Origin of the sequence: Natronosalvus halobius, assembly GCF_024138145.1 — an archaeon.
Lineage (GTDB): Archaea > Halobacteriota > Halobacteria > Halobacteriales > Natrialbaceae > Natronosalvus > Natronosalvus halobius.
This window is the reverse complement of the sequence record NZ_CP099997.1, coordinates 2162082-2177261: the sequence shown is the minus strand read 5'-3', so window position 1 is coordinate 2177261 and position 15180 is coordinate 2162082. Positions and strand designations below refer to the sequence as shown.

Annotated in this window: 18 protein-coding genes; 6 read left to right on the top strand and 12 right to left on the bottom strand. The window is 66.9% G+C overall.

What is annotated here, in order from left to right; all coding sequences use genetic code 11:
- Window positions 1-42 precede the first annotated feature (42 nt).
- Entirely contained in the window at window positions 43-237 is a 195-nt protein-coding gene (locus tag NGM15_RS10715) for a DUF8028 family protein (RefSeq protein ID WP_484549586.1), read from the bottom strand.
- 419 nt (window positions 238-656) lie between these two features.
- Entirely contained in the window at window positions 657-1784 is a 1128-nt protein-coding gene (locus tag NGM15_RS10710) for a S1C family serine protease (protein ID WP_253430628.1), read from the bottom strand.
- Between the two features lie 97 nt (window positions 1785-1881).
- On the opposite strand from NGM15_RS10710, the gene NGM15_RS10705 reads away from it, so the two are divergent.
- From NGM15_RS10705 to NGM15_RS10695, 3 genes are all read left to right on the top strand, one after another.
- Window positions 1882-3306 carry a tRNA pseudouridine(54/55) synthase Pus10 gene (locus tag NGM15_RS10705; RefSeq protein WP_253430625.1) on the top strand — a complete coding sequence of 475 codons (1425 nt, stop codon included), beginning with the start codon at window positions 1882-1884 and terminating at the stop codon, window positions 3304-3306.
- Between the two features lie 190 nt (window positions 3307-3496).
- The gene (locus tag NGM15_RS10700; RefSeq protein ID WP_253430622.1) at window positions 3497-4675 is read left to right on the top strand and encodes an aspartate kinase; all 1179 of its coding nucleotides are present in this window, start codon (window positions 3497-3499) and stop codon (window positions 4673-4675) included.
- A 209-nt stretch (window positions 4676-4884) separates the two neighbouring features.
- Window positions 4885-5757, top strand: coding sequence for a hypothetical protein (locus tag NGM15_RS10695; protein WP_253430619.1), 873 nt, complete (start codon window positions 4885-4887; stop codon window positions 5755-5757).
- A gap of 90 nt (window positions 5758-5847) precedes the next feature.
- On the opposite strand, the gene NGM15_RS10690 is transcribed toward NGM15_RS10695, so the two are convergent.
- The 8 genes from NGM15_RS10690 to NGM15_RS10655 all read right to left on the bottom strand — a co-directional run bounded on the left by NGM15_RS10690 (window position 5848) and on the right by NGM15_RS10655 (window position 10937).
- On the bottom strand, window positions 5848-6453 hold the full coding sequence (locus NGM15_RS10690; RefSeq protein WP_253430616.1) for a histidine phosphatase family protein: 606 nt from the start codon (window positions 6451-6453) through the stop codon (window positions 5848-5850).
- A gap of 12 nt (window positions 6454-6465) precedes the next feature.
- The gene (hisE, locus tag NGM15_RS10685) at window positions 6466-6750 is read right to left on the bottom strand and encodes a phosphoribosyl-ATP diphosphatase (protein ID WP_253430613.1); all 285 of its coding nucleotides are present in this window, start codon (window positions 6748-6750) and stop codon (window positions 6466-6468) included.
- A complete protein-coding gene (locus NGM15_RS10680) occupies window positions 6751-7215 on the bottom strand; it encodes a bifunctional nuclease family protein (protein WP_253430610.1) in 465 nt (154 codons plus the stop codon).
- A 140-nt stretch (window positions 7216-7355) separates the two neighbouring features.
- On the bottom strand, window positions 7356-8327 hold the full coding sequence (locus NGM15_RS10675; RefSeq protein WP_253430607.1) for a DUF7551 domain-containing protein: 972 nt from the start codon (window positions 8325-8327) through the stop codon (window positions 7356-7358).
- 8 nt (window positions 8328-8335) lie between these two features.
- The gene (locus tag NGM15_RS10670) at window positions 8336-8605 is read right to left on the bottom strand and encodes a hypothetical protein (RefSeq protein ID WP_253430605.1); all 270 of its coding nucleotides are present in this window, start codon (window positions 8603-8605) and stop codon (window positions 8336-8338) included.
- Window positions 8602-9849: an ABC transporter substrate-binding protein gene (locus NGM15_RS10665; RefSeq protein ID WP_253430603.1), complete on the bottom strand. Its 1248-nt coding sequence runs from the start codon at window positions 9847-9849 to the stop codon at window positions 8602-8604. The genes NGM15_RS10670 and NGM15_RS10665 overlap by 4 nt, the downstream gene beginning before the upstream one ends.
- A 173-nt stretch (window positions 9850-10022) precedes the next feature.
- Window positions 10023-10601: a pyridoxal 5'-phosphate synthase glutaminase subunit PdxT gene (pdxT, locus tag NGM15_RS10660; RefSeq protein ID WP_253430601.1), complete on the bottom strand. Its 579-nt coding sequence runs from the start codon at window positions 10599-10601 to the stop codon at window positions 10023-10025.
- Window positions 10602-10775: 174 nt separating this feature from the next.
- Entirely contained in the window at window positions 10776-10937 is a 162-nt protein-coding gene (locus NGM15_RS10655) for a preprotein translocase subunit Sec61beta (RefSeq protein ID WP_253430599.1), read from the bottom strand.
- Between the two features lie 91 nt (window positions 10938-11028).
- On the opposite strand from NGM15_RS10655, the gene NGM15_RS10650 reads away from it, so the two are divergent.
- Window positions 11029-11256, top strand: a complete 228-nt coding sequence (locus NGM15_RS10650) for a DUF7472 family protein (protein WP_253430597.1) — start codon at window positions 11029-11031, stop codon at window positions 11254-11256.
- Window positions 11257-11430: 174 nt separating this feature from the next.
- On the opposite strand, the gene priL is transcribed toward NGM15_RS10650, so the two are convergent.
- Window positions 11431-12516, bottom strand: a complete 1086-nt coding sequence (gene priL, locus NGM15_RS10645) for a DNA primase regulatory subunit PriL (protein ID WP_253430595.1) — start codon at window positions 12514-12516, stop codon at window positions 11431-11433.
- 154 nt (window positions 12517-12670) lie between these two features.
- Here priL and NGM15_RS10640 point away from each other — a divergent pair, with 154 nt between their 5' ends.
- Together NGM15_RS10640 and NGM15_RS10635 are read left to right on the top strand one after the other, a co-directional pair.
- Window positions 12671-13564, top strand: a complete 894-nt coding sequence (locus tag NGM15_RS10640; RefSeq protein ID WP_253430593.1) for an alpha/beta fold hydrolase — start codon at window positions 12671-12673, stop codon at window positions 13562-13564.
- 75 nt (window positions 13565-13639) lie between these two features.
- Window positions 13640-14566 (top strand): HNH endonuclease, encoded by a 927-nt coding sequence (locus NGM15_RS10635; RefSeq protein ID WP_253430590.1) that lies wholly within the window; start codon window positions 13640-13642, stop codon window positions 14564-14566.
- Between the two features lie 122 nt (window positions 14567-14688).
- Here the strand turns inward: NGM15_RS10635 and NGM15_RS10630 are convergent, their stop codons facing one another.
- The gene (locus tag NGM15_RS10630) at window positions 14689-15111 is read right to left on the bottom strand and encodes a CBS domain-containing protein (RefSeq protein ID WP_253430587.1); all 423 of its coding nucleotides are present in this window, start codon (window positions 15109-15111) and stop codon (window positions 14689-14691) included.
- Window positions 15112-15180 lie beyond the last annotated feature (69 nt).

Below are 15180 nucleotides of genomic sequence, written 5' to 3'. Positions count from 1 at the left end.
TTGTCCACCGAAATACTGGAAAAACGGAAAATCGGAAAACCGTTACTGGGGCTGGGACCCCGAATAGTCGTGGCCCACGACGAGCGCGAGCACGTTGAACGCGACGAGCGCGAAGAAGATGCCGAGTCGGGTCGTCGAGTTGAGACCGGTGAGAAACACCGGCACGTAGACGAACGGCAGGAGGGTGCCGACCCAGAACCCGACGGTCGTCACGGTCTCTCCGAGGTACATGGTCACGGCGTCTCCTGTTCCGGGGGGAGTGTGGTCACTGTCGCGTCGGTGGCTCGACGGGTGCGGGGTCCGTCGAACGAACCGGCGCGAGCAGGCGGTACGGTACGACTCGAGTGAGGGGGATTCATGGCTGAGGCGGTAGCGACAGTTCGAAGTGTTGACGACGAGCCCTATTGTTATCGACCGGTTAACGGCCGTCCTCCGCGGATTTCTCTCGACAACCGGCCGTTTCGAATCCGTTCGTCGACCGATACCGACGCTCACGAGAACTGATCTGTACGGGTGGCTTACTCGAGTGAGGACCTCGTACTCGAGTGTAGGGGTTGCCTTCTCCAGGAGGATCGGCCGATTCGGCTCGAGGCGGTTTGGTTCGAGGCGGTTTAATTTGACGGCTCAAAACGCCTTCAGAACGACTCAAAACGCCTTCAGAACGGACCAAAATCCGGCTCGGGCCGCTCGCCGAGGGTCAACTCGACGGTTCGCTCCTCGCCGTCGCGCACCACCGCGATCGAAATCGTGTCGCCGGGGTCGGTCTCGAGGGCGAGATACGTCGAGAGCGCGTGGTTGTCCAGGATCGGTTCGCCGTCGATTTCCCGGATCACGTCGCCGCCGACCGGGATCCTGTTCTCGATCTCGCTCGGCTCGAGGACGCCGTCTGCGGGCCCGCCGTCCGGCGTCTCGACCACCAGGATCCCCTGAGCGCGGTCGAGGTCGTTGGCCTCGGCCAGCGTAGGATCGACTGGGACGAGACGAATTCCCATGTGGGAGTGGCGGAACTCGCCCCGACCGACGAGCGCGGGGACCACGCGACGCGAGAGCGCCGCGGAGATGGCGAAGCCGATGTTGTCGCCCTGGGTGGCGTGGACGACGCCGACGACCGCGCCGTTCATGTCCACGAGCGGGCCGCCGCTGTTGCCGGGGTTGACTGCCGCGTCAGTCTGGACGACGTTCGGGTAGGAGAAGTCGTGCCAGCCCGGCGAGACGGCCCGGTTGACGCCGCTGACGATGCCCTGGGACATCGAGCCGTCGAGGCGGACCGGGTTGCCGATGGCGAGCACCTCCTGGCCGACGACGGGACGCTCCTCGGCGAACGAGAGCGGCGTCACCGACTCGGGAACCTCCTCGAGTTCGACGACCGCCAGGTCGCTGTAGAAGTCGGTGCCGATCACCTCGCCGCTCGTCCAGCGGCCGTCGGCGTACTGGACGGAGACGTCGACGTCCGTGCTGCTGAAGACGACGTGGTCGTTGGTCACGAGGTAGCCGTCGCCGTATAGGAACCCCGATCCCTCGCCCTGTGTCGGGATCCGGCTCCCGTCCTGGCCGTTCTCCGCCACGCGGACGAGGGTGACCGCGTCGCTCGTGGCCCCGTACACCTCGGTGTACGCCGAGCCGTCAGCCCGGTCGTCCTGGTCGACGTCGATGGTCGTGTTCCCCTGGTCGAACGGCACCGCGCTCGAGGACGAGCCGGGTTCGGCACAGCCCGCGACGGCGGCGAACGCGCCGGTGGCGGCCATCGAGAGGACGCTGCGACGGCTCGGTCGTGGGTCGGTCATACAGGAGAGACGGGCCAGACGACTGTAAAGGCCACCACCGACTCGATCCCGGACGGGAAGGGAAAGCGTGTTACCCCCGGCCTCCCCATACCGGGACATGACGCTCACGGAAGACGCCCGGGCGCTCCTCGCGTCGGGACCGGTCTGTGACGCCTGCCTGGGCAGGCCCGTCGCCGACCGGAGTTTCGGGCTGACCAACGCCGAACGGGGGCGGGCACTGCGGACGACGGTCGCGCTGGCCGACGACGAGGACTTCGAGCCAGTCGACCCGCTCGACTGCTGGGTCTGTGAGGGGTACTGCGGGGCGTTTGACGCGGTCGCCGACACCGTCGTCGCGGCCCTCGAGGGAATCGACTTCGATACCTACCAGGTGGGGACACGGGTTCCGCCGCTGGTCGAGGAGAACGACCGCCTGCTCCGCGAGGACGCGGGTTTCGAACCCGACGCCGGCGAACCGCTGAAACGGGAATACAACCGCGAGGTCGGCCGCCGTGTCGGCGCTCGGACTGGCGCCGCGTTCGAGGTCGAGCGCCCCGACGTGCTGGCGGTGATCGACCTCGAGGCGTTCGATCCGTTCGTGGTGTTCGAGGCCGTGAAGGAGAGCGAGAGCGAGGCCGTGAACGAGGGTGAGAGCGAAAGCGCGAGCGCCAGCACGGACGACGCGCGCGTACCCGTGACGAGCCACGCCGTCGACCTGCAGGTCAACCCCGCGTTCGTCTACGGCCGCTACCGCAAACTCGAGCGCGACATCCCCCAGACGGAGTGGCCCTGCCGGGAGTGCGGCGGCGACGGCGTTCAGCTCGGCGACGAGGGCGAGGAACCCTGCGAGTACTGCGGCGGCTCGGGGTACCTCTACGACGAGAGCGTCGAGCAGTTCGTCCGTCCCCACGTCGTCGACGCGATGGACGGCGAGTCCGGCACCTTCCACGGCGCCGGCCGGGAGGACGTCGACGCCCTGATGGTCGGGACGGGCCGGCCGTTCGTCCTGGAGGTGAAACGCCCGCGAATCCGGTCGCCCGACCCGGCGGCCCTCGAGGCGGCGATCAACGAGTCCGCCGACGGGTCGGTCGAGGTCGAGGGACTGCGCCTGGCGACCTACGAGATGGTCGAGCGCGTCAAGGAACACGACGCGAGCAAGCGCTACCGGGCGCAGGTCGCATTCGAGGAACCCGTCGACCAGACGACGTTCGACGCGGCCCTCGAGGCGCTCGACGGGGCGACACTCGAACAGTACACCCCCGAACGGGTCGACCACCGGCGGGCGAGCCTCACCCGCGAGCGCACCGTCCACGCCATCGAGGGCGACCTGCTCGAGCCGACCCGCGCGGAGGTGTCGGTCCACGGGGAGGGCGGCCTTTACATCAAGGAACTCATCAGCGGCGACGGCGGCCGGACGGAGCCGAGCCTGGCGGGCCTGCTAGAGGTCGGCGCCGAGGTGACGGCCCTGGACGTGATCGCGGTCGAGGGCGAGGACGAACCGTTCGAGCGCGACGAATACTTCCGTGAGCCGTCGTCGGCCTGAGGGTCAATCTTCCACGTCAATTCGACGGACGAACGCGATCAGTGACGGGGGTCGAGGGTGGCAGTTCGAGACGATCGAACGACGGTAAAAATGCGACGGAGGGACACAGTTATTTGCACCCTGTGGTAACGGTCTGGCATATGAGTGAAGCCACCGCGACGCCCTCACCCTCGGCCAGCCGAGTGATTCGATGCGCGTCGTAGCCAAGTTCGGCGGGACGAGCCTCGGCAGCGGCGATCGGATCAACCGTGCAGCCGACTCCATCGCGGCCGCCGTCGCGGACGGCCACGAGATCGCCGTCGTCGCCAGCGCCATGGGCTCGACAACCGACGACCTGCTCGAAGAGATCACGTTCGAGGCCGACGACGCCGACCGCGCCCAGATCGTCAGCATGGGTGAGCGAACCTCCGTCCGGATGCTCAAGGCGGCCCTCTCCGCCCGCGGGGTCGATGCCGGCTTCTACGAACCCGGGAGCGAGGGCTGGCCCGTCATCACCGACGAGTTCGGCGAGGTCGACGTCGAGGAGACCAGGCGCCGTGCGGCCGCCCTCTCGGCGGAACTCGGGGACACCGTGCCGGTCATCACGGGCTTTCTCGCGGAGGGGCCGGACGGCTCCGTGACGACCCTCGGACGCGGCGGATCGGACACGACCGCGGTCATGCTCGGCAACTACATGGACGCCGACGAGGTCGTCATCGTGACCGACGTCGAGGGCGTCATGACGGGCGACCCACGGGTCGTCGAGGGCGCCCGTAACGTCGGCGAAATATCCGTCGACGAACTCCGGAACCTCTCGTTCCGCGGCGCAGAGGTCGTCGCCCCCTCTGCACTTTCGTACAAGCACGAGCAACTCGGCGTTCGCGTCGTCCACTACCAGCACGGCGACCTGCTGGCTGGCGGGACGAACATCGAGGGCCAGTTCCAGAGCCTCGTGGACATGCGTGAGGAACCCCTGGCCTGTCTCACCGTCGCCGGTCGCGCGATTCGGAACAAGCCGGGCGTCTTCCAGTCGCTGTCGGCCGCCCTCGGGGAGAGCGACATCAACATCGACGCCGTCGCCAGCGGCCTCGACTCGGTGACCTTCTACGTCGACGAGGACGCCTCCGAGCGCGCCGAGAACATCCTCCACCGCGAGGTCATCGCCCGGAACGAACTCTCGAGCGTCACCGTCGACGCCCCGCTCGCCGTCGTCCGCGTCACCGGCGGCGAACTCCCGAACCAGCCGGGGGTCATCCAGGGCATCGTCGGCCCGCTCGCGGACGCCCGCATCAACGTCCACGACCTCATCACCTCGGCGACCAGCGTGGCCATCTTCGTCGACTGGGACGACCGGGAGGAGACGCTCGAAATCACGCAGGATCTGTTCTGACGGCGTCGCCGGTCGTGATCGAAATCGACGCCATCCGAGTTCGGTCGAGTCGGAGGTGCAGTATGCGGGGTTGGGATATGCAGTACGCAGCGCTGGCTGTGCAATAGGCGAGGGGCGTTCGGTGGCGGAAGGTGACGGTTCGGACGATACGACAGTTCGATCGACCGCCGATACGATTTACAGTTCGTACTGTCGTGCCAAATATTGTCATGGAGCGCAAGCGCGACACCCCGACGATTCGGCGCCGGACGCTGCTCGCAGCCGCCGGTTCGGTGGGCAGTTCATCCGTGATCGGAACCGCGACCGCGAAGCGGTCCGAACGCTCGAGTCGACGCTGTCCGGAGGCAACGATCGAACCGGACGCGGCCCCGTGCGACGGTGCGAGCACGGACGGGTGTGCGGACGACCATCCGACAACGGCCGAACTCAGGGAGCGAGCGAGGGCGGCGATCGAGGACCAGTACGCCACTGTTGGCGACCTGCTCGATCGGGGATTCGTTCCCTACTTCGACGCCGCACGCCTCAAGTCCGAGAACGGGTGGTCACACTGGCTGCACCCGGCCCACATCGGCGACGACGTCGTCCTGGACCCCGACCGTCCCGAGGCGGTCCTCGTCGACAACGAGTTCTGGCGCCCCATCGGCGTCATGTTTATCGCCACCGTCGACGGCGACCCGGTCGACCGCCCGCCGGCGCTCTACGCGCGAGAGGACGCGGAGAGCGACGGAGCAGGCGACTCGTCTGCCGCGAAGCGTCGGTGTTCGCCCTGGCACTACCACCGCGGCCTGCCCGGCCGCTTCGCGTGGAAATACTACCGTCAGGTGTACGAACGCGACTACCGAGAGGGGAATCTCTCGCTCCCCTGTCGGACGCCGTGCGTGCTGCACGTCTGGACCGTTCCACACCCCGACGGCACCCACGCTCACGGCGCGCCGCCTCCGGCCGAACGCGGCGGCCCGCCGGCCAACGACCCCGGGTTCGAGACCGACGTCGATCCGGACGAGGCGCGCCTCGACTGGGACGTCTTGCCGGACGACGTGGTTCCGGACCGAAAACCCGGAGACCTCCTGGAGTCGTGGTGATTCCCGGGAGGCTCCAACGGTCTGCCGTTCGGCTTTGCCAATGTTCTTCGGCTCTGTCGGCGTTCGAGCGTCCGGGCGCCGACCGCCCCGTCAATTACTGGCACCTCGAGCGCCGGGGTCGATTCTCGTGATCTGTTCCGGGGTTCCGCACCGGTAGGTCACCTGGTACACGTCCGGAATCGTGATTTCCTGCCAGAAATCGAAATCGTACCGGTCGTCGTAGGCACGCAAGATCAGCGCCAGGAGGTTACCGTGGGTGCCGACGATCACGTGGTCGCCGGGCCACCGCTCGAGCGTTCGCTCGACGGCCTCGAGGCCGCGCACCTGCGCCTCGTCGTTCGACTCGCCGCCCGGCCAGGCGAACGTGGGTTCCGACCAGACTCTCTCGATTGCTGCCTCGAAGTCCTCGACGTGGCTCCCGGCCAGCGCCCGCTCCCGGAACCCATCGTCCGTGACGACGTCCGTTCCGGCGGCTACGGCTATCGGCTGGACGGTCTCGACCGCCCGCGCATAGGGGCTCGAGACGACAGCGTCGACGGGGCGCCCGTCGCGAGCGACCACGTCGGCGACCCGAGCAGCGTCGCGATGCCCTCGCTTGGAGAGTCCTCGTTCAGCCTCCCGGTTCGGCACGTAGGGAGAGTGGGCGTGGCGGACGAAGGTGAGCGTCGTCGGTTCGGCCGTCGGAGAAGCAGTCACGAGAAACGGGCGTCAGCGGCGCGCCTCGAGTTCCGCCTCGAGTTCCGCCAGGTCTATGCCCTTCATCGAGAGCAGGACGAGCAGGTGATAGACGATGTCTGCGGCCTCGTGGGCGATCTCCTCGCGGTCGTCGTCTTTGGCCGCCAGTACGAGTTCCGTCGACTCCTCGCCGAGTTTCTCGAGGACGGCGTTTTCCCCTTTCTCGTGGGTGAACAGCGACGCCGTGTACGAGTCTGCCGGGAGCGTTTCTTTGCGATCCTCGATCACCGCGAACAGGGCCTCGAGCGTGTCGTCCATCTACAGGTCACCGGTCTCGTCGAGGGGTTGTAACTGTTCGAACTTCTCGCTGTCGTCTCGTCCGGCCTCGAAGACGCCCTCGGTGACCTCGATCGGTACGTTCGTCCGGGCGGCCAGCGCCAGCGAATCGCTCGGCCTGGCGTCGACGACGACCGTCTCTCGGGGCGTCTGGACGTGCAGGTCCGCGATGTAGGTGCCGCCCCGCCCGTCGTCGCGCTCGGAGAGTTCGCTCACGACGATGCGGTCGACCCGGCCGCCCAGTTCCTCCATCACGTCGAGCAACAGGTCGTGGGTCAGCGGCCGGCCGATGTCCTCGGCCTCGAGGCCGCGGACGATGCTGGTCGCCTCCTCGAAGCCGATGAATATCGGGACCACGTCCGTCTCCCCTTCGACCTCCAGGACGACGACCGGAACCGGTCCTTGTGGGGTTCCCGCGACGCGAACCGCGTCGATCGATGCCTTCATACGGCTTCTCACGACGGCGGGTGAGAAAAAGAGTAGGTACGCGCTGGTCTCGTCGAATTCGAATCGTCCACGGAGGCGGTGAAATGCTTGGCGGCCTCGTTCGAACGTGGTCGAGTCTGCGCTCGGATCGTGGATGAAAATCAGGAGATACGCGGCGCAAGCGGGCTCTTCGCCCTGTCCACAACCGCGACCTCGAGACGCTCGGGTCTATCGACGACCTCGACCCGCCACCCGTTCGTCGAATCGCTCGCGGTCGCGGACACGGGAAGCCAGGCCTGCTGACAGCGATACCACTCGACGACGACGGGCAAGAGCGGAAGTCGGCCCTCGTTGGGCGACAGCGCGTACTCACCGAGGTCGATCACGGCCCGTCTCGAGGCAGGCGTCGTCTCGGTGGGCCCCGTTCGCACACACTCGAACGTCTCGAGGATGCCGACGGCCCGGAGTCGCGAGAGCGATCCGTCGATGGATCGTTCCACTCGACCGTGGCTCGGATCGACGCTCGGGTCGTCGCTCACGTTCAGCCGAGCCGCCGTCGCCGAGAGGAACGTCACCTGATCGGTCGGCGACAGCCGGGTAGCGAGTTCGATCGCCGTACTCTCGAGCAAGCAGAGACAGAGCCCGTCGGGACTCGAGAGGCGTTCGGCGAGTGCGAGGTAGGCGTCCATGACCGCGGATTCGAGGGCGTCGTAGCCGTGGGTCGACATCGTTTCGAACGCGGCACCGGCAACGCGGTGACAGAACTCGACGAGGTCACGTCCCTCGCCCGTCCACCGCCCAGCATCCGATTTCGAGGAAGCGTTCGAAGCGACGCCGCTGGCTGGACGGGTGCTCGAGTTCTGGTCCCCGATCACAGCCCAGTCGCCCGGTGGGTGTTCCTGACGAACGATCACGTCGTAGTAGGGCAATTGTGGGTCGTACCGACGGAGCGTATCGCGATACTGTTCGGTGGCCCTGGCAGCCAGGCGGGCGGTCGCTCGGCTCTCGAACCGGAGGTCGGCGGCCGGTACCGGTCGGTCGCCGTACCGGGCGCAGACGAGCGAATACTCGCCGCCCTCGCTGGCCAGCCCCTCGAGGTGGGTTCGGATGGCCTGGAGCGTCGTTCCGACCATCGCTCTCGTTACCGCCGCACGGTCGCTGGCCGTTCGGCGTGGATGAACGGCTCGGCGCCGTCCGCGGCGAACGCGATGCCACCCGACTCCGGCTCGAGGACGGTCCACGCCGGTACCGTCGGGACGTCGTAGTCGGCCGGGTCGCCGAATCGGGCCGCCAGGACCCACGTCCGGGCCAGCATGCGAGGCCGGTCGTCGGTCGACGGGCCGGATCCCGTTCCCGCTCGTCTCGACGTACGGCGCCGTCGGTTCTGGGGGCGTGAATCGTCGCTGCTCATGCGTCGCTACCCTCCGTAACGATAGTGCTCACCCGCTGGCGATCGAACAACTGCTCGTCCGCGTCGAAGTCGGGATAGCTGTCGCCGTCTTCGTATCCCGGCCACTCGCCGACCTGCTCCGGATAGAGCTGTTTGGCCGTCATCTCGAGCTGGAACAGGTTCATGAGCGGTCCCTGGAACCGCGTTCCCTGCGTGTACACTCGCCCCTCCTGGACCGCGGAGAGGTGGCCACCAATGGAGTGATCCTCGAGATTTGCGCGCAACGCCTCGAGATCCACCGACGACGTCATCCCCCAGAGCACGAGGAGGACGTCGGGGTCGGCCTCGAGCAGCGTCTCGAAGTCCACCGAGGCGAACTCGCCGGTGATCTCGAGGTCTTCGAACGCGTCGGTCGACCCGAGCGGTCGCGTGTGGGCGTTGTAGTAGCCGGGGGCGTTCAACCGGAGGACGGAGACGGCGCTGAGGTCGGTCGGCAGCTGGAGGTAGCCAACGGTTGGACGATCCGCTTGTGCCGGCCGGTCGCGCTCGATCCTGGCGAGGAGGTCAGCGTGGACCGACGCCAGCGCCTCGTACCGGGCTCGCTCGCGGTAGACGGCGGCAACCTGTTCGAATAGTTCCCAGAGCGTGTAGTACTCGTAATCGGCGGCCCACGCCTCGGGCGGCGTCTGGTGGAGGTTACTGTACTGGTTGCCGAACCACGGTGCGACGGTGTCGGCGATTCGATCGATGGCGTCGCGGTCCCAGCCGTCTTGGGTCGACAGCCAGGCGGGGTCGACGAGGTGGAGGTCGCTGTCGAGTTCGTACAGTCGCTCCTCGTTCGCCCCGTACTCGCCCTCGAGGTCTGCCCACGAGACCGACACGCCCTCGAGGTCCGCGGTGAAGTACTGCAAGATCGCGTCGAACTCCTCGGCCCACCACAGTGAGTTGATACTGTCGCCGTGTCCGAGCGCGACCGCCATGTCGGCGTACCAGGGGAAGACGGTGAAGACGGATTCCGGAACCGCGTCGAACGTCACCTCGCCCACGGGCGCCAGTGTGGCGGTGTGAGGTTCGCCTTCGGAGCGGGTGGCTTCGCCGTTCGGATCGCCTTCGGCACCCGACCCGGTCGACGTGGGCGAACCCCCGTCTCCGTTCCCCTCTCCGGACAGACAGCCAGAGAGTACGCTACCACCGAGGACGGTTCCACTGTACGCGATCGTCTCTCGCCGGGTCAGCCCTCGGCGAGTCCCCGCTTGTCTCGACATGCGAGTTAGGCTCGCCTAAACCAATATAACTCCCTCGATCTTTAGGCAGGCCTAAATATGGTGGATTTGTCGGCTCTCCCCCGTGGAGACGGCTCCTCTCGAGCGAACCGTCTTCCTGCGGCGGGAGACGGCGCCGGCCGACTACCGTAGCTGCTGACCCACGTTGTCTCGGCTCACTCGAAAAACGCCAGTTCGTGGATTCGGTCGTCCTGCGTCAGTTCCGGGTGGAACGACGTGGCGACGACCGATCCCTGTTGAACCGCAACCGGGCGCCCCTCCCACTCGGCGAGCACCGTCGCGTCGCCGACCTGGTCGATCACCGGCGCGCGGATGAAGACGCCAGGGAACGGTTCCTCGAGTCCCGCGACATCGAGCGGAGCCTCGAAGCTGTCTTTCTGCCGGCCGAAGGCGTTGCGCTCGACGTGGACGTCCAGGAGGTTCAGCGTCTCGACGCGGTCGTCCTGGGCGTCGGCCGCGGCGATGATCAGGCCCGCACAGGTGGCGAGCAGCGGTTTCCCGGCGTCGACGTGGTCGACGACCTCCTCGGCGATTCTCTCGCGGTGGATCAGCCGCGAGATGGTCGTCGACTCACCGCCGGGCATCGCGAGCAGGTCGCACTCGGGCACCACGCCGTCGGTTCGAATTTCGTGGACGACGACGTCCTCGCCTCGCGCCTCGCAGGCGCGTTCGATGGCCGTCGTGTGTTCGCTGACGTTCCCCTGCACCCCGACGACGCCCGCAACCAGAGTCATAGCTTGCCGTAGTGGGGGTAGGGAGAAAAATGGCGCGTCACGAATGCGAGACGGCAATCCAGGACCCGAACGGTCGTGCGCTGGGGCGTACAGTAGTGACTCGTCGGGATCTCCTTGCCTGGTGGTTCGAGGCGTTCGAGGCGTTCGATGGCGCGAAAGGCACCGAAGAGCGACCTACGCGACGAACGTCAACAGCTGTACGAGAACGCCGAGCAGGACGCCGAAGGCGATGACCGTCTTCGGATCGATGCGAATCCCGCGGTTGTCCTCAGCGTCGAAGTAGCGAACGAGTCCCGCACTGGACATCAGCCCGCCGGTGTTCTGTCCTTTATCCATACCTGATCATACGTCAGCCCCACACTAAGTCTTTCGACCCCGACCGACCCTTCGAAGCGCTTTTGATCGCCGCGACGAAATCCACGCTATCATGCTCGAGCGCGACCGACTCATCGAAATCGGCGTCGCAATCCCGATGGTGGCCATCATGATCGGCGCGATGATGGTCGTCGGCGAGAACTACAAGACGAACGGGACGCTTACCCCCGAGGGCGGACAGCTGCTCGTGGGGACGATCATCGGTTTCGTCGTGCTCATGCTGGCGGTCGGCGTCGCACTCGCGTACGTGACGAACGATTCCGTCGACGCATCGGCCTGAACAACCGACACGTCGGCCTGAAACTCGAGTCGGTTCGATCCCGCTTGCATCGCTACGCTTCACGTTCGCTTCTTCACGCTCGCTTCTTCGCGCTCGCTTCTTCACGCTCGCTTCTTCGCGCTCGCTTCTTCACATTCGTTCCGCCGACCACACGATCCCCGAGATCCTGCGACGTCAGTCGCCCTCGGCCGACTGCCCACTCTCGGCACGCCAGTCCTCGAGGTCGTCCTCGTCGGCGTCGTCGATTCGGTGTTCGTAGTAGGCCATCGGGTGTGGAATCCGCTCACAGAGATCGTCCTTGTTCACGCAGTCGCCGTACGACTGCATGGTGGCACACGACGGCGGCGAGTACTCCGTCGGGGAGCTATCGCCCCGAATGTGGTCAGTCTGGTAGCGCGTCATCTCCTCGCCGAAACTCGAGTTGACCCGATAGAGGTCGACGATCTGATCGGTGGTCATCCCGATACTCGTCAAAAAGGCGGTGATCGCGAACCGTGAGTGGTGAGGCAGGTGCTCGCCCTTCTGAACGTCGTCGAGCAGCGCCTTCATGCAGGGTGGGAACAGGTCCGGAACGACGGTGTCGATCTCCCGCGTGAGGTCCATCTCGGCCAGCACCTCGCGGATCTCGGCGGCCTCGTCCTCCAGGGCGGCCGCGATTGGTTCGGGCACGTCGAAGGGGAGGCCGTCCTGGACGCGAGTCCGGACGGCCTCGCGGACGAGCGTCAGGAGTTCGGCTTCGGTGATCGGCACTTCGCCGTCGGCGAGCGCCCGGTTGACCAGTCGCCACTCGTCCGCCCAGAGGTCGTCCGCGAGCGGAAGGTAGGCACCGACGTCGATCCGATACGTTGGGGGGTCGTCGGCGACCGACCACACCGATGGCCCGAGGTCGAACTCCGCGAGTAGCGTCTCGAGGTCGACCCCGGTCGACTCGACGCTCTTGAGTTCGGTCGTGTCCGTGAAGTCGGCCGTGAACCGATCGAACGCCGTCTCGGCCTCCGCGCGGGCGTACTTTCGAATCAGGACGTTCTCGGCGACCAGCGACACGAGGACGCGCGCGACCGGGTAGGAGAGCAGTTCGACGCGGGCGTCGCGACTCGGCTCGCCCGTTCCGCCGTCCTCGAGGGCGGCGACGACGCGCTCGCGGGCGCGCTCGACGACCGCCCGGTCCTGCTCGACGACCGTCGCCAGGTCGACCGCCTCGGTGGCGACGGCCTCGCGAGCGGCCTCGAGGAAGGGGTAGCGAGCGTGGAGCCGTTTCATCAATCCATACATTCCGCCGGGGGTGGTTAAACACACGGTTTACTCGTTCGGCCATTTATCTTACCGGGCAGGTGCCAGAACGCGCTCGACCTGGGCCCGGGTCGGCAGTCGGCAGTGGTGTCCGTTCAAGAGGCCCGACCTCGTACCTCGAGGCATGCCACGGGTCACGCGAGATGGGGTGTCGATTCACTACGAGCGCGAGCGAGGGGACGGACGAGGCGAGGGGGTACCCGTCGTCTTCCTGCAGGGACTGGGCTTCGGGCGCTGGCAGTGGCGCTGGCAGCGCGAGGCGCTCGCCGGTACCGGCGAGTACGACCTGATCGCTCCCGACACGCGGGGTACGGATCGCTCCGACGCCGGGCTCCCCCCGCTCGTCGGCCGACTCCCGCGACGCCTCCGGTCGCCGCTCCTGCGGTCGCGCCTGAGCTACTCCGTGGGCGGACTCGCTGCCGATCTGGAGGCCGTACTCGAGGACGCCGGGGTTCGAGAGGCCCACCTCGTCGGCCTCGACCTGGGCGGGATGGTCGCCCAGCGCTACGCGCTCGAGTACTCGCGCGCGGCCTCCCTCACCCTGATCGGGACGAGCCACGGCGGGGTCGACGCGATGGCGATGGACGAGGACGTCTTGTCGGAACTCCTCGCGAGCGCCGATTCGTCCCGCGAGACCGCTCGCGAGCGACTGCGTCCGCTCTTCACCGAACGCTTCACCAACCGCAACCCCCACCTGCTGGATCGCCTGGTCGAGTGGCAACTCGCCCAGGCGCCGTCGAACCCGGCGCTCGAGTCCCAGTTGGGAGCGATGACCGGGTTCGACGTGAGCGACCGCCTCGAGGGCATTCGCCTGCCGACGCTCGTGATCCACGGGAGCGAGGATCGGATCGTCCCGGTCGAGAACGGTCGTCTGTTCGAGGCGAAACTCCCGAACGTCCAGTTCCTCGAGCTCGACGGTGGCTCCCACGCCTGCTTCCTCGAGCAGGCCGACCGGGTGAACGACGTGCTCACGTCGTTCCTCGCGGAAGTGTCGGCGACCACGACGGCGACAGTCTGACGTGACGACGAAGCGCCCGGTCTCGCGCACGTCGACAGCCGGAGCGTTTTTGCGCCGCCGGCGTGACCACCAGTCGTGGAACCCGACGCTCGACCCTGGCAGGCGGATCGCGAGGCGATCTTCGAACGCGACGATCACGCGTGCCGATACTGCGACAGCGACTCCGGCTCCCGTACCGACTCGTCGTCCTGCCGCGTCGCGGCGGTCGGCGACGTCGACCTCGAGGGCACGGTTCACGAGAGCGCGCTCGTCACCGTCTGTGACGACTGTTTTCGGACGCTGCACCGCTCTCAGGACGGCGTTTTCGACGAGCGAACGCGCCTCTTCGAGACGATTCGCGACGTGACGAGACGACAGAGCGACGCCATCTCGACCGTCGCCTCGTTCGCCTCACTCGCGACGCAGTTGCCGGCGGCGATCGAGGAGGGCGAGAACGACCGCGCGACCTACGTCACCGCTCGCCAGGACGCCTGCCTCGCGCTCGCGATGGTCGACGCGACCCTCGACCCGCTCGAGCGGGCGCCGGCCGAGTCTGATCTCGAGGCGCTTGCGGCGGGAGCGGCCGACGAAACGGGCGAAGCGGCCGACGAAACGGGCGAAGCGGCCGACGAAACGGGCGAAGCGAACGACGACCCGCCAGCCGAAACGCTCTCGACGACACTCGAATCGTTCTGCACCGCGGCGCGGAGCCTCCAGCGCGACCTCCGCGAGGTGGTCGAACTCTCGGACGGTATCGCGGTCGGACTCGGGTGCTGTTACGGCTGTTTCACGGGGCTCGAGGGCGCGGACGACCCCGCCGTTTTCGACCCCGACTCGTCCCGCCAGTGCCCGACCTGTGGCCTCGAGTCGCCTGCGCTCGAAGACTGGCGCGATGAGGACGGCGACCTCGCGTTCGACGCGCTCTACGGGGCGATCAACGACTCGCTCCAGGCGAGTTCGAAGACGACGACGGCGCTCACGGCACGGACGCAGGTCGTCGCCGAGTGCCTCTTCGAAACGTGAACACGGTCACTATAGCAGGCGTTGAACGTCATTGCACCCTCGGTCGCGACTGTACGGCCAGAACGGCTGGTTCCGGCCGTTCGCCTGCGACGGATGGGTGAATCGTTTCGACGACTACTATATCAGTACGGCGCGCGCTGCTCACGGATCACGCCGACGAGTTCGCTCTGTTCGTCCGCCAGCAGTTCGCTCAGGTCGTCGAGCGTGATGATCCCCACGAGGGAGCCGTCGTCGTCGACGACCGGCAACCGCCGGACGTTGCGTTCGTTCATCCGTTCGGTCGCGTCGTAGAATCCTGCGTCGACGCCGATCGTGTGAACCGTCCCGGACATGACATCCTGGACGGTCGCCGATTCGGGGTCGTCGCCGTCGACCAGGACCGCGAGCGCGAGGTCGCGATCGGTCACGATGCCGACCGGTTCGTCTCCTTCGGTGACGACCACGCTGCCGACCATCTCTTCGTCCATCATGGACGCGACGTCTCGAATGGAACTGTCCGGCGACGCGGTGACGACGTCGCTCCGGGCGAGCGTCTCGAGTGACATACGTCGTGCTACGAGGTCGAGATACGTAATATCGCCACCGGTGACTGCAGGCGTGGCGGCCGGTTCGTT